At 26.5% G+C, this 16122-nt stretch carries 10 protein-coding genes and 1 tRNA gene; 10 read left to right on the top strand and 1 reads right to left on the bottom strand.

The genetic code is table 11. From position 1 onward, the window contains the following. Positions 1-668 precede the first annotated feature (668 nt). The 3 genes from Bsayi582_RS03265 to pgi all read left to right on the top strand — a co-directional run bounded on the left by Bsayi582_RS03265 (position 669) and on the right by pgi (position 4039). Positions 669-742, top strand: a tRNA-Ile gene (locus Bsayi582_RS03265). A 246-nt stretch (positions 743-988) separates the two neighbouring features. Then, positions 989-1891 carry a homoserine O-succinyltransferase gene (locus Bsayi582_RS03260; protein WP_500815776.1) on the top strand — a complete coding sequence of 301 codons (903 nt, stop codon included), beginning with the start codon at positions 989-991 and terminating at the stop codon, positions 1889-1891. 489 nt (positions 1892-2380) lie between these two features. Next, positions 2381-4039, top strand: coding sequence for a glucose-6-phosphate isomerase (pgi, locus tag Bsayi582_RS03255; protein WP_500815775.1), 1659 nt, complete (start codon positions 2381-2383; stop codon positions 4037-4039). A 166-nt stretch (positions 4040-4205) separates the two neighbouring features. On the opposite strand, the gene rsmD is transcribed toward pgi, so the two are convergent. Then, a complete protein-coding gene (gene rsmD, locus Bsayi582_RS03250) occupies positions 4206-4778 on the bottom strand; it encodes a 16S rRNA (guanine(966)-N(2))-methyltransferase RsmD (RefSeq protein ID WP_500815774.1) in 573 nt (190 codons plus the stop codon). Between the two features lie 575 nt (positions 4779-5353). Between rsmD and ftsY the strand changes: the two genes are divergently transcribed. The 7 genes from ftsY to ubiB all read left to right on the top strand — a co-directional run bounded on the left by ftsY (position 5354) and on the right by ubiB (position 16054). After that, positions 5354-6205, top strand: a complete 852-nt coding sequence (ftsY, locus tag Bsayi582_RS03245) for a signal recognition particle-docking protein FtsY (RefSeq protein WP_500815773.1) — start codon at positions 5354-5356, stop codon at positions 6203-6205. 507 nt (positions 6206-6712) lie between these two features. Further along, a complete protein-coding gene (gene rpoH / locus Bsayi582_RS03240; protein WP_500815772.1) occupies positions 6713-7561 on the top strand; it encodes an RNA polymerase sigma factor RpoH in 849 nt (282 codons plus the stop codon). Between the two features lie 345 nt (positions 7562-7906). Then, a complete protein-coding gene (metE, locus tag Bsayi582_RS03235) occupies positions 7907-10210 on the top strand; it encodes a 5-methyltetrahydropteroyltriglutamate--homocysteine S-methyltransferase (RefSeq protein ID WP_500815771.1) in 2304 nt (767 codons plus the stop codon). A 196-nt stretch (positions 10211-10406) separates the two neighbouring features. After that, complete coding sequence (gene udp, locus Bsayi582_RS03230) at positions 10407-11186, top strand: uridine phosphorylase (RefSeq protein WP_500815770.1); 780 nt, start codon at positions 10407-10409, stop codon at positions 11184-11186. A 255-nt stretch (positions 11187-11441) separates the two neighbouring features. Further along, a complete protein-coding gene (gene rmuC / locus Bsayi582_RS03225; RefSeq protein WP_500815769.1) occupies positions 11442-12950 on the top strand; it encodes a DNA recombination protein RmuC in 1509 nt (502 codons plus the stop codon). Between the two features lie 86 nt (positions 12951-13036). Beyond that, the gene (gene ubiE, locus Bsayi582_RS03220; RefSeq protein WP_500815768.1) at positions 13037-13792 is read left to right on the top strand and encodes a bifunctional demethylmenaquinone methyltransferase/2-methoxy-6-polyprenyl-1,4-benzoquinol methylase UbiE; all 756 of its coding nucleotides are present in this window, start codon (positions 13037-13039) and stop codon (positions 13790-13792) included. Positions 13793-14413: 621 nt separating this feature from the next. Next, a complete protein-coding gene (ubiB, locus tag Bsayi582_RS03215) occupies positions 14414-16054 on the top strand; it encodes a ubiquinone biosynthesis regulatory protein kinase UbiB (protein WP_500815767.1) in 1641 nt (546 codons plus the stop codon). Positions 16055-16122: the final 68 nt, after the last annotated feature.

Raw genomic sequence — 16122 nt, 5'->3', positions numbered from 1 at the left:
ACCCTCTACCTCATTACACAAACACTATTTATGTGATAAATATTTAACGCTATAAACATCTCAATAATATTGAATATTTCTATTGATTGGATATAACAATGCTCAACACAATCATAAGATACTACATATAATAAAACATATTATATACCATCGTGATAGTTTAATATATTCTGCATAAATATACCCACTTGAAATTACTCTATACATCTATATCAGTTGTTATTAACTGAACGTCCAGACAATTATATTTTAAAAAATCAAAAATTCAATAATAAAAAATATATAAAATTGCATGTTTATTCGACACAATTTAATAATAACACTAATCATTTAATGACTGATTACAAGAATCAAAATATTTTGTTATTACTTGTAATACATCAAAATAATAAAAACTCTAAAATGTAAAGAAAAAAATCATTATTATTTATAAATTATCTTTAATACTTAAAATTATAGAATCACTTGAATCAACTTTTCTAAGTATGTTATTATTAAAGGATTATTCCTGCTGTATAAATACACATGGTAGAAATAATAAATTTTAAACATATGTTATGTTTTTAATTGAACGATTGAATTTTTTAATAAAGATAAATTAAAATATATATAACATTATAATTTTATATTTAATATTCAAAAAGTTAACTAACTTTAATTATACGAGTAGGCTTGTAGCTCAGTCGGTTAGAGCACACCCCTGATAAGGGTGAGGGCGGTGGTTCAATTCCACTCAGGCCTATAAATATTGTATTATTAGTGATAATCATAGACATCATTACAAAACGTGCTTATCTTTTAAATCAATGATGTTTATTTCTATAATTTAGATATATAGTATTTAAATTAAGTTTCATAATAATTACTTAATAATAAACGACAAGAAACATTTTTGGTTATATCTATATAAAAAATAACTGATATAAAAATTTAAAAATTTTTGCACGTATATATACATATATACACACATCAAGGTTGCAATATTATTATGCCGGTTCGGGTATTAGACGAATTGCCTGCAATTAAAATTCTACAGAACGAAGATATTTTTATTATGCAAAGATCACAAGATTCTTTTCAAGAAATCCGTTCTTTAAAAATATTAATTCTTAACTTAATGCCAAAAAAAATTGAAACAGAAAACCAATTCTTACGTTTATTATCAAATTCTCCTTTACAAATTGATATCCAATTATTACGTATAGACAATCACATTCCTAAAAATACACCTATCGAACACTTAAATAAATTTTATTGTAATTTTACAGACATCCAAAATCAAAACTTTGATGGTTTAATTGTAACCGGAGCTCCACTGGGATTAATCGATTTTACTGAAATAACATTCTGGCCTCAAATTAAACAATTATTTTTATGGGCACAAACACATATCGCATCAATATTATTTGTTTGTTGGGCAGTTCAAGCAGCCTTGAAAATATTATATAATTTTCCCAAATTTATTAGAAAAAAAAAATTAGTAGGAATCTATCAACATAATACTATAAACTCTCATACCCTTTTAACAAAGGGATTCGATAAAACATTTACAGCCCCTCACTCTCGTCATTCAGATTTTCCCAAACATTTAATTTGTCAAAACACAGACCTAGAAATTTTAGCAGAATCTGAAGAAGCTGGACCATATTTATTGATTAGTAAAAACAAACGTTTAATATTTGTAACCGGACACCCAGAATATGATGCACTAACACTATCTCAAGAATATTATCGAGATATACAATTAGGATTAAATCCAACATTACCAAATCATTACTTCCCTCAAGATAACCCTAATTTAATGCCTCAAATAACTTGGAAAAGTCATGCATATTTATTGTTTTCCAATTGGATAAATCATTATGTACATCACATTCCAAGAAATATTTAAATCTATTCAAATATATCAACATGAAACAATATAATCTACAATTTATATTTAAAAAAATAATTTACAAAACCCATAAACTTAAAAAGTATAAAAATTTTTAGTTAATTTAACTCATTAAAAATAATATTTTTATATTTATAATCATTACAAACAAAAATACTTAACATAAAGTATTATTATTGATGTAAATTTATAAACTCAATATATATATTTCAATTAAACACGAGTCCAATCCAAACTAAAAATTTGATTTAAGTAAATACAAATATTTTGTGAACTCTAATATAAAAATCATTCAATATATTTTAGTCTTACCATGTTCATAAGTTTATTTATATTGATATATATTTAAAAAATAATATAATATACCGTTATATGTTTTTATATAAGTAATATAGCAATTAAACTCCTTATAATGTTAAAGTTTAATAATTTAAACATATAATTTCATTCAAGTCATATTTATTTTTTAAATAAAAAACGAAAATTATGAAAAACATAAATCCTAGTAATACACAGGCCTGGAAAGATCTAGAAAAACACTTCCATAACATAAAAAACACATCAATAATTGAATTATTCAATCAAGATAAAAATAGATTTAAAAATTTTTCTAAAACATTCAACAATGAAATTTTAGTTGATTACTCAAAAAATATAATTACACAAGAAACCATCAATAAATTAATATCTTTAGCTGAAGAATGTGATTTGTTGGGAAGCATATCAGATATGTTTCACGGTCAAAAAATTAATTACAGCGAAAACCGCGCTGTATTACATATAGCTCTAAGAAATAGAAAAAATACTCCTATTTTAGTAGATGGATTAGATGTTATGCCTCAAATAAATACAGTACTAAAAAAAATGGAACAATTTTGTAATAGCATTATTCAAGGTATATGGAGAGGTTACACAAACAAAAAAATTACAGATATCGTTAGTATTGGCATTGGAGGTTCCAATCTTGGCCCTTATATGGTAACCGAAGCATTAAAACCATACAAAAATCATTTAAATATACATTTTGTATCTAATATAGACGGAACTCATATATTTGAAACATTAAAAAATTTAAATCCAGAATGCACGCTATTTATAATAGCGTCAAAAACTTTTACTACTCAAGAAACCATGACTAATGCACATAGCGCACGTAACTGGTTTTATAAATTTACTACCAATAAAAATCATATCTCTAAACATTTTATAGCATTATCCACCAACACTACAGAAGTATACAAATTCGGCATCAACCCATCAGAAAATATGTTTGAACTTTGGAACTGGGTAGGAGGTCGTTACTCATTATGGTCATCCATTGGATTGCCTATAATGCTATCATTGGGAACTAATAATTTTGAATTATTATTAACTGGGGCTCATGCTATGGATCTCCACTTCCGTTATACACCCTTAGATAAAAATATACCAATAATTTTGGCACTAATTGGAATTTGGTATAATAACTTCTTTCACACAGAAACCGAAGCAATTTTTCCCTATGATCAGTATATGCACCGTTTCACAGCATATTTACAACAAGTCAATATGGAATCTAACGGAAAATGTGTAGATCGTAATGGATGTCCAATTACATATCAAACTGGCCCTATTATATGGGGAGAGCCTGGAACTAACGGACAGCATTCATTCTATCAGTTACTTCATCAAGGTACTAAAATGGTTCCATGCGATTTTATAGCACCAATAATCAGTCATAATCCTATATCTGATCATCACGCAAAATTAATTTCCAATTTTATTGCTCAAACCAAAGCATTAGCTTTTGGCAAAACACATACAAAAATAATACAAGAATATGAAGTATCTGCAACATCTTATGAAAAGGAAAAACATATAATTCCTTTCAAAGTATGTAAAGGTAATAATCCTAGCAATTCTATTTTAATTAAAAAAATTACCCCTTATACTTTAGGAGCTTTAATTGCTTTATACGAACATAAAATATTTACACAAGGTGTAATATTTAATATAAATACATTTGATCAATGGGGAGTAGAACTAGGAAAACAATTAGCAAACAGTATTTTATCAGAATTAAAAAACGAAAACACTATTTCCAAATATCACGATAACTCAACTTACAATTTGATCAATCACTACAAATCTTGGTGTAATAATTAATTCAATCCATCAATACTTAAATAATATTATTTTATTACCAATCCATATAATGGATAACAATAAAAAATGCACTTAGTTATGATAAAAACCTCAAAAACTTCTTATTAAGAAATTAAGGCTAATAGCTAATCTCAATGAATCTTAAAATCTTATAACAATAAATAACCTACAATATTCTTCGAAATAAGCAACACACAATGCTCTGAGTAACTTTTTTTCTATACAAACACCAACAATTAGGAACTGCATTAATATTAAAAACATCCTCATTTTTGGAATGTTCTATATAAATCCAAGACTCATTTGACAAATGATTATACTTTTCTAATAACCAAATCACTTCAAGTATAATAATACTCTTTCTAAAAGGCGGATCAATAAACACTATATTATAAATTTTAGTCGATTTTCGTAACCAACTACAACAATCGGTACGTATTATTTCACTATTATCACATGCCGAAAAAGATTGTGCTATCCTCATCAATGCTCTTATGCTAATATAACTTTTATCTAAAAAAGTTACTTTACTAGCTCCCCTAGATAACGATTCCAGACCTAATGCCCCACTTCCTGCAAAACAGTCCAAACACACCGCTTCAGAGATAACAGGATTAAGCCAATCAAATAACATCTCACGTATACGATTAGTAGTCGGACGTATCCCCCCGCCAGTATATTGAACAATAGGTATTTTACGTCCCTTCCATTTTCCTCCAATAATTTTAATTTTTCCCACTATCTCTAAACAAAATTTATTTTATGCATCGACTATATCTTACTGATAAGCTACAAGATAAACAAATTATAATAAACACACCATTCTTTGCAACACAAAAATTTATTATAAAAATATTAACAATATTAGTTTTATATTCCTATAAAAACTAATTATTCAAATATCAATTTTCATATATTTTGAAAAAGACTATAATCACAAATAAAATTATAATAATATATAATTATTGGATGTGTCATATATACATCTACAGTTCATTATTTTTATACTTTAACTGGCAACATCAAATTTTTTATTCAAAACGCCAAATATTTTATTTTTATAAATAATACAAAAAAATCACTAATATAAAGTATCCACTTTTAATAACTTTACAAAATTAATAAGTATTTGAATATAACTTAAATTTAAACCTAAAAAAATTAATTAATCAAATCTTTTTATAAAAATATAAAAATAGAATTTCCGCATTAATATTAATTATAAGGTCAATACAAATGAATTATACACAAAATCTCATTAGTAAACTTAAACAAAGTTTATTAAATACTCGTAAAAAATTAGGTGATTCCATAATGGAGTTAATTTACAACAAAAACATTGATACTACTATTATATTAAACAAAATTGAAAATAAACTATTAATGGCAGACATAAGCATAAAAACCACTCAAAAAATTATTAATAACTTAAAAAATAATATTAACACTAATATAAATTACAATAAAAAATATTTTCATAATGCACTATATAATGAAATGTTAAAAATAGTCATTCCTACTGAAAAACCATTAATTATTCAAGAAAAAAAACCATTTATTATATTAATAGTAGGAGTAAACGGTGTTGGGAAAACCACTACTATTGGAAAATTAGCGCATTATTACCAATTGAAAAACAAAACAATAATATTAGCTGCAGGAGACACCTGTAGAGCAGCAGCTATAGATCAATTGGAAATTTTAGGAAAACACAGTGGTTGTATGGCAGTCATTAAAAACTATGCAACCTCCGATCCTGCTTCAGTAATTTTCGACGCTATTAAAATAGCTAAACTAAAATCTCTAGATGTACTTATCATAGACACTGCAGGTAGATTGCAAAATAAAACATACTCAATGGAAGAATTAAAAAAAATTATTAGAGTAATACAAAAACTAGACGTAGAAGCGCCTCATGAAACTATATTAGTTTTAGATGCTAACATCGGGCAAAACTCTATTAATCAAGTACGTATATTTAATGAAACAATTAAAATTACAGGAATAATAATGACCAAATTGGATGGTAGCGCTAAAGGAGGAGCTCTCTTATCTATCGCTGATCATTTTTTAATTCCAATACGATATATTGGAATAGGACAAAATATTGACGATTTACAACCGTTCAAATCACATGATTTTATTGAAGCTATTTTCAAAAAATAAATCCAATAAATCATACAAAATATTACATATATACAATATATAAATATCCTATTCAATGATAAAGCTATTATAATATCAATCGTTAATATTGTATAAAATACCTCGAAAATAATATAAATTTCAAACCACACAAAAACATACCCTTATAATCCATAATAAAACCAAATATATACCAAACATCGATAAAAACAAAATTTAAACAAAAACTACAAACAATTAAAAAATACACCACTTAATATCTTGTATAAAAAAATAAAGATTTAAACAAAACACCATAAAATATATTTTTTTTTAAAATCAATATGTACTCCTCCCCAAACAGTCAAATTTATTCTTAAAACTACATTTAATATTATCATTCATTAAGGTTATATTGATTAATACAAGAAATTTTGATATTATGAGTTAGTTATACTTACAAACAAAACTAAATAATAATTACGTTATAATTATATAGTATTTAATGTCACATTATTTTGACATAATAAAATCATATTAGGAAAATAAATGCCCAAAAATACTCAAAAAAACACAACTTTAATTCCTCAAGGAACCTTAGAATCCTACATAAGAGCAGCCAATACTTATTCTATGCTTACAACAGAAGAAGAAAAAGAACTAGCTAAACGTTTATATTATCATGGAGATTTAGATGCTGCAAAGAAACTAATTGTATCGCACTTAAGATTCGTTGTTCACATTGCACGTAATTATTCCGGTTATGGATTACCACAAGCTGATTTAATCCAAGAAGGTAATATTGGTTTAATGAAAGCTGTGCGTCGATTTAATCCGGAACTAAATGTTCGTTTAGTATCATTTGCTGTGCATTGGATTAAATCAGAAATTCATGAATATGTTCTAAAAAACTGGCGCATTGTAAAAATAGCTACCACCAAAGCACAACGTAAATTATTTTTCAATCTACGAAAAACTAAACAGCGACTGGGTTGGTTTAACGCAGGAGAAATTGAGATAGTTGCAAAGGCATTAAACGTAACTAGCAAAGATGTACGTGAAATGGAATCCCGTATGACAGCACAAGATATGACTTTTGAATCATCTTCAGATGAAGACAACAGAGGAATCTTCACAACACCTATACTATATCTACAAGATAAGATCATTATTTCCAATGAAGAAGATGAATGGATTGATCAAGTTAGCGACAAACTTAATACAGCTCTAAACACTTTAGATAAACGTAGTCAACATATTATTCGATCACGATGGTTAAATATAGAAAATAAAAGTACTTTACAAGAATTAGCTAATAAATACGGGGTTTCTGCCGAACGAGTACGTCAATTAGAAAAAAATGCCATGAGAAAAATGAAGTCAATAATTCAAAATTAAAACTATTCTACTTATAGAATACTCCTATAAAAAAAAATCAGAATAAACTATCAAATATTGTTTATATACATAATTGAATTTATTTAACTCTATATAAACAGCAATTCTTATCTTATAAGATAAGATATAATATAACATGCCAATACATTACACCTTATTTTTTAAAAAACCTTTTGTTATCACATATATTCATGTATCATTAAAGTATTAGTTTATCAATTAATTTTGAAACAGACTCAAATTTATTATGTGATAATGTAATAATTTTCTGTTAAAAATAATTTTTAATTCTAATTATTTTTCAAAAACTACTTTATATAGTCAAAACAATTCATGGAGTAAATTATGACAATCATTGGTCATACACTAGGATTTCCTCGTATCGGATTACATAGAGAGCTAAAATATGCTTTAGAAAACTATTGGAACGGAAAAATAAAACAAAACAAATTAGCAGAAATAGGTCGTATGTTACGTATGCGTCATTGGAAACAACAAAAAGAAGCTGGTATAGATTATGTTCCAGTAGGTGATTTTGCATGGTATGATCACGTTTTAACTACCAGCCTAATGCTTAATAATATCCCAAATAGACACCGCATTCATCAAGAAAATATTACTTTAAATACACTATTTAGAATAAGTCGAGGTTACCTTATAAACACAACATCAATACCACCTTCAGAAATGAAAAAATGGTTCAACACAAATTATCATTATATAGTACCTGAATTTATTCAAAATCAAGAATTCAAATTAAATTGGACTCAATTATTCGATGAAATAGATGAAGCTCTATTCTTGGGATATAAAATAAAACCAATATTACTTGGGCCAATTAGTTACCTTTGGTTAGGAAAAGTAAAAGAAGGAAAATTTAATCGACTATCACTACTCCCTGCTCTTATATCAGTATACCAAGAAATACTGAATATACTATCACAAAAAAATATCAATTGGGTACAAATTGACGAACCTATCCTAGTTTTAGAACTACCATCACAATGGATAAAAGCATACTTCAAGGTTTATGAACAACTTCATGGTAAAGTTAAATTGTTATTAACCACTTATTTCGATAACATATATCACCACATGGATACCATCAAACAACTGCAAGTAGATGGTATCCATGTGGACTTAGTATCTACCTCCGATAACATACCATTACTTCACACACAATTACCAAAACATTGGATATTGTCAGCAGGAGTGATTAATGGACGCAATATATGGAAAACTAATCTATATGATTGGTTCAAAAAATTATCTCCTTTATTAAAGGAACGTGAATTGTGGATAGGTTCTTCTTGCTCTTTATTACACACTCCAATTGACTTAAATCTAGAAACAAAATTAGATAAACATATCAAAGAATGGTTTGCTTTTGCATTACAAAAATGCGTCGAAATAAAAACGCTATGCGACGCTTTAAACGCTAAAAATATAAACGATTCTTCATATGAAGAAATACTTAATAAATATTATATTTCTAATAATTCAAGATCTTATTCCAATAAAATTAATGATCCATATATTAAAGAACGTCTTAAACATATTAATGAAATTTCATGTACTCGACATACTCCATACACAACGCGAACCGTATTACAAAATAAAAAACTTAATTTGCCACTATTTCCAACAACTACTATAGGTTCATTCCCTCAAACTGAAGAACTCCGTACAATTCGTTCAAACTTTAAAAATAAAAAAATTGATAAAAAAAATTATCACAACAGTATTAAAAATTATATTCAACAAATTATCGCAGAACAAGAAAAATTAAATCTAGACGTACTAGTCCATGGAGAACCTGAACGAAATGATATGGTAGAATATTTTGGAGAAAATTTAAATGGATTTATATTTACTCAAAACGGATGGGTACAAAGTTATGGATCACGCTGTGTAAAACCCCCAGTAATCATTGGTGATATCAGTCGTTCAAAACCCATTACTACAAAATGGATAAATTACGCACAATCATTAACTAATAAACCAATTAAAGGTATATTGACAGGACCCATAACTATAATGTCTTGGTCATTTTTACGCGAAGATATACAACATCAAGCAATTGCATTACAATTAGCCTTATCGATACGTGATGAAGTAATGGATCTAGAAAAATCTGGTGTCAAAATAATACAAATTGATGAACCAGCCCTACGAGAAGGATTACCCTTAAAAAATTCTAATCAAATTCAATATTTAAAATGGGCAGTAAATGCATTTAAAATAACTACATCATCAGTACAAGATGATACTCAAATTCATACTCATATGTGTTATTCTGAATTCAGTGATATTATTCATGCTATTATAAAGTTAGACGTAGACGTAATCAGTATAGAAGCATCCCGATCAAATGAAAAATTATTAAAATCTATACAACATTTAACAAAAAATATAAATGAAATTGGTCCAGGTATATATGATATCCATTCTCCGCACATACCCACTCAAAAAGATCTCATTGAAAAAATATATCAATTATTAAAATATATTCCAAAAAAACGTTTATGGATAAACCCTGATTGTGGATTAAAAACAAGATCATGGACTGAAATCAGACAATCACTAAGTAATATGGTGTCTGCAGCGAAAATATTACGAAAACAATACTATTCTGAACATAACATATAGTTAATACAAAATTATATAATAAAATGGTTGCATAAAAATTGGTCCTGTGATAAAATGAACAGATTGTGGTTGTGAGAGACCAACCACAATCTGTTCATTTTATTACAGCTTAACAAAAAATATAATATTATATTTTTTACTTTTTGTTTAATAAAAATATAACTTATGTAAAAATAATATAACAATCTATTAAAATATGTTCAATAATATGTTTCATTTAGATTTAAACATTAAAACTCTACAAGGAGCTACCTTAGCTATTCTTCCGGGGGATCCAAATAGAGTTAAAAAAATTGCGTTATTAATGGATAATCCAAAATATATTTCTAGTAATCGAGAATTTACTATTTGGTCTGCAAAAATCCATGATAATACAGTAATTATTTGTTCTACAGGTATTGGCGGACCATCTACATCCATTGTAGTAGAAGAATTATCTCAATTAGGTATACGTACATTTTTGCGTATAGGTACTGCCGGAGCAATACAAAATCATATAAAAATAGGTGATGTATTAATTGCCACTGCTGCTATTCGTTGTGATGGTGCTAGTCAACATTTTGCTCCATTAGAATTTCCAGCGGTTTCGGATTTATCATGTAGTATAGCTTTAATTAAAGCTACCAAAATAATTGGTATTAGGTCGCATTCTGGTATAACTATTTCTTCTGATACATTTTATCCTGGACAAGAAAGATTAGATACATATTCTGGAAGGGTCATTCAAAGATTGCATGGTTCTATGAAAGAATGGAAAAAAATGGGAGTAATGAGTTACGAAATGGAATCTTCAACATTGTTAACTATGTGTGCCACTCAGGGATTACGGGCTGGTGTTGTTTTAAGCATTATTGTAAATCGTACGGAACAAGAAATTCCAAAAATAAGTTCGATTCAAAATGCTGAATATATGTCAATTAAAGTTGTAATAGAAGGCGCTCGTATTTTATTAACTCAAAATAGCGATCTTTTTTAATATTATTATTATAGCATTATGTGATTAAATTATTATTTGTTTGAATTTATTAAACATAATGTTTAATAAATAAAAATTGATAAATGTATTCTTAGATATATGATGTGTATATATGTATATAAATATAATCTATAACAGTGTTATAAGTAACGCGTTCTTAATAAAATATTATTAACATTAATTTGCATAATTGATTATTTTGAAAATATAAAATAAATGATAATAGTTCCATTTTATTTGTATAATATAATAAGTGTGTTTGTAATTTTTTTAGTAACCGGAATATTATTTAAAATTCTAGAAAAACGTTATATCAATAAATATAAAAACGATTGTATAGCATATGAGCGTGCTTTATGCATAGCCACACAAGATTTAAAAAATGAATTTGCTTTGCGTTGTAATATTGAACAGAAATTGCAACATGAATTACAAACAGTATATGAATTACATGGTAAATTATCTACTGCCGAAGAACGATTAAAATTATTAGATTATTATCATAAAAAATGCGAACAATTAGATAATGAATTACATGTTCAATTGAATTTAAATCATGCTCAAGCATTGAAATTAAAAGAATTAAATGTTCGTTTAGAAGAATATAAGCATGCAACAGAAGAGAATAAAAAATTATTTATTGACAATGAAAAAAAATTAACTATGCAATTTGAAAATTTGGCTAATCGTATTTTTGAAGAAAATGGATATAGAATAGATAAACAAAATCGTATTACTCTTGATAAAATGTTATATCCATTGCAAAAACAATTAGAAGGATTTAAAAATCAAATGCAAAACAACTTCGAAAAAGAAGAACAAACGAAACATACTTTAACTTATGAAATTCGTAATTTACATCAATTAAATGCAAAAATTACTCAAGAAACCATCAATTTAACTCAAGCGTTAAAAGGAAACAATAAAACTCAAGGAAGTTGGGGAGAAATGATTTTAATTCGTGCATTAGAAGCTTCTGGCATGCGTGAAGGTCATGAATTTCATGTGCAAGTCAATATAAAACAAACTGATGGAAATAGATTACAACCTGATGTAGTTATACATTTACCTCACGGCAAAGAAGTAGTAGTTGACTCTAAGGTATCTTTAATAGCTTATGAACGTTATTTCAACAGTAATAATAAAGAAGAACAACGATCAGCTATAGTTGATCATGTGCATTCATTACGCACTCATATAAAATTATTAAGTAAAAAAGATTATCAAAAATTATTTGGATTAAATACATTAGATTATATTTTAATGTTTGTTCCTATTGAATCAGCGTTTATATTAGCTATTCAACAAGAAATATCATTGTTAACAGATGCTATGCGATCTAATATAATGTTAATTAGTCCTACGACATTACTGGTAGCTTTACGTACTATTAATAACTTATGGCGTTATGAATATCAAAATCGTTATTCTTCAAAAATTGCTGATAAAGCAGGACGCTTATATGACAAACTGCGATTATTTATGGATGATTTAAATAAAATTGGTGTATATTTAAATAAAGCGGAAGTTATTTATAATGCAGCAAAAAATAAATTTTCTGAAGGAAAAGGAAATATTATTAGTCAAGCAGAAAGCTTCCGAACACTTGGAGTACAAATAAAACAGCCAATCATTACTGATACTGCAACTATTTCATCTCATTCTCCATTTTTATCTGATAAACAAATTAATACTCCTGATTCATCTAATTTTAAAAATAACATTGATTTAAATAAATACCATGAATCTCTAACAGATTCTTAATAAAAAGATATTTAATATTATTTTATTGAATATTGTGTTAATAGATAGATTATTATTCATATTAACCATCATGACAATGAATAAACATGCACAATAAATATAATAAAGACGTAACCCATTTCGGGTTTCGAAATGTTTTTACAAACGAAAAAACATCTTTAGTGTCTAATATATTTCATGCTGTAGCATCAAAATATGATTTAATGAATGATTTAATGTCATTCGGTATACACAGAATATGGAAACAATTTACTATTTGTCATAGTGGGGTATTTACTGGATACAAAGTTTTAGATTTAGCTGGAGGTACTGGAGATTTAAGTATTAAGTTTTCACGATTAGTAGGTAATACAGGAATGGTAATATTGGTAGATATTAATGATTCTATGTTGCATATAGGAAAAAAAAGATTGCGCAATTTAGGGATATTAAACAATGTTATGTATATACAAGCTGATGCTGAAGCTTTACCTTTTTCTGAAAATACTTTTGATTGTGTTGCTGTTGCCTTCGGTTTACGTAATTTTACAAACAAAGAACAAGCATTATTTTCAATGTACAGAATCTTAAAACCTCAAGGTAAATTATTGATTTTAGATTTTGGTGTGCCTATTTTTAAATTATTAAATAAAATATATAATTTATATTCATTTCATGTTTTACCTAAAATAGGAGAATTTATAACTCAAGATTCTAATAGTTATCATTATCTTGTAGAATCTATTCGTATGCACCCAAATCAAGAAACTTTAAAAGATATGATAATACAAACAGGATTTAGAGATGTTAAGTATTTCAATATGACTTATGGAATTGCTGTATTACATTGTGCATATAAGTAATACATATTATATATTTATATTTGATTAATTCAATAAAATTAGTATTTTAAATATTTATTTATAGTAATCAAGATAAATTAATGTTTATTGAATATTTTAAAAAAAATAAATATTCTATTATCAGATTCTCACAAAATTATAATATTCAATCTTTTTATATTTTAACAATAAATAAATAATTATACAGACAGACATATAATACTTCAAAACTTATGAATCATATTGATGATATATATGTTGTGTTTATTATTTATATTGTTGTTAATAAATTACTACAAGATACGACAATATTTCAAATATATTTTTATTCTAATAAAAATAATCAAATATACGTATGTACTGTTAGTACGATATTTAATTAAATGTTTGTATGTTATCAGATTTCGAACTTTATTATTTTTTGTATAAGCGTATGATTTTTATCGAAAGATGTAATTTATATGATTAAATATTTTTAAGATTAAATTAAAAAAATATCATATAAATTACTTAAACTGAAATTTGTTGCTAATGAAAATTGTTTCAAATTTATTGTTGGGATTATAATTCTCATAATGAAATTTATTTGAATATAAAATAGATATTTTTATTCAATTATTTAAACAAATTAGAGGAAATATAATGGTTGTTACTGAATTATATAGATTTTGTTCTATATTAAAAATAGTAATTAATTATGGATTAAGTGATTTTATCCCTACTCACCGATTAATTTTTCCGTTAAGAATAGGCGATAGATTTTTATTACGTATTTTAAATAAATATTCTCGATTAACTTTAGGGGAACGGTTTCGCTTAGCATTACAAACATTAGGTCCGATATGGATTAAATTTGGACAAATGCTTTCTACTCGTCATGATATATTTTCAGATTCTATTATTGACCAATTAGCAATGTTACAGGATCGTGTCGAACCTTTTGATGGAATGCTTGCTAAAACATATATAGAACGCGCTATCGGAAAATCATTAGAAACATGGTTCAAAGATTTTCAAGTGGTACCATTAGCATCTGCATCTATTTCACAAGTACATTCTGCTAAATTTAAAAAAAATAATAAAGATGTAGTAATTAAAGTTATTCGTCCAGGTCTTTTGCCTATTATTAAAATAGATATATGTTTGATGTATAGATTATCTAATTGGATTTACAAATTTCTACCAGAAGGTCGAAAATTCAAGTTTTCAGAAGTTGTTTCGGAGTATGAGAAAACTCTTTTTAACGAACTTAATTTATTAAAAGAAACAGCGAATACCATTCACTTAAGAAGAAATTTTAAAAAAAGCAAAATATTATATGTACCTGAAGTATATGTAAATTTTTGTAGTGAAAATGTTATGGTAATGGAGCGCATTTATGGAATACCTATATACGATATAATATCGTTAAAAAAACAAAAAACTAATATGAGACTATTAGCAGAACGCGGAATAGAAGTATTTTTTACTCAAGTATTTAGAGATAGTTTTTTTCATGGAGATATGCATCCTGGTAATATTTTTGTGAGTTATAAACATCCAGAAAATCCTCAATACATTAGTATTGATTGCGGTATTGTTGGGTCTTTAAATAAAAAAGATAAATATTATTTAGCAGCAAATTTTATCGCATTTTTTAATCGTGATTACCGTAAAATAGCTGAATTACATCTTGATTCCGGTTGGATACCTGTAGATACTAATATTGAAGATTTCGAATGTGCTATGAGAACAGTGTTTGAGCCGATTTTTGAACAACAATTGGAAAACATTCCTTTCAGCAAAATATTACTGTATTTATTCAACACTGCGCGATCTTTTAATATGGAGATTCAACCTCAATTAATTTTATTACACAAAACTTTATTATATGTTGAAGGCATAGTTAGACAAATATATCCTCACTTAAATTTATGGAAATCTGCTAGACCTTTTTTTGAAAAGTGGATGCAAGATCAACTAAAACTGACGACAATTATATGTACATTAAAAGATAAAATGCCACACTGGATCGATAAAATCCCAGAATTACCTGTTTTTTTATCTAATGAATTTAAACGTTCTTGCATATTACAAAAGAAAATAGAAATATTAATTACAGAATTAAGTATACAACGCACTAAACAGAATCAAGCATTGTTCTTATTTGGTATTGGAGCAATATTAGTAATCAGTAGTGTTTTTTTTTATTTACAAAGTAAATATATTAAAATTTTTGCTGTCTCTTTGTTTGTAATTGGAGTTCTTATTTGGGCGATAGGCTGGAAACGTACCATACACTAAATAGTTGCAATATTATTACTATTATATTCATTTAAATTTTTACTATTTTATAGTAATTCATTTGAATC

It is taken from the genome of Candidatus Blochmannia sayi (nom. nud.) (assembly GCF_059935855.1).
Note: the sequence above shows the minus strand (reverse complement) of the source record. Positions and strands in the feature narration are given on the sequence as shown.

Excerpts from the sequence above, each read along its gene's own strand:
- Bsayi582_RS03260 (WP_500815776.1), top strand. The coding sequence starts at position 989 with ATGCCGGTTCGGGTATTAGACGAATTGCCTGCAATTAAAATTCTACAG.
- pgi (WP_500815775.1), top strand. The coding sequence starts at position 2,381 with ATGAAAAACATAAATCCTAGTAATACACAGGCCTGGAAAGATCTAGAA.
- ftsY (WP_500815773.1), top strand. The coding sequence starts at position 5,354 with ATGGAGTTAATTTACAACAAAAACATTGATACTACTATTATATTAAAC.
- rpoH (WP_500815772.1), top strand. The coding sequence starts at position 6,713 with ATGCCCAAAAATACTCAAAAAAACACAACTTTAATTCCTCAAGGAACC.
- metE (WP_500815771.1), top strand. The coding sequence starts at position 7,907 with ATGACAATCATTGGTCATACACTAGGATTTCCTCGTATCGGATTACAT.
- udp (WP_500815770.1), top strand. The coding sequence starts at position 10,407 with ATGTTCAATAATATGTTTCATTTAGATTTAAACATTAAAACTCTACAA.
- ubiE (WP_500815768.1), top strand. The coding sequence starts at position 13,037 with ATGCACAATAAATATAATAAAGACGTAACCCATTTCGGGTTTCGAAAT.
- ubiB (WP_500815767.1), top strand. The coding sequence starts at position 14,414 with ATGGTTGTTACTGAATTATATAGATTTTGTTCTATATTAAAAATAGTA.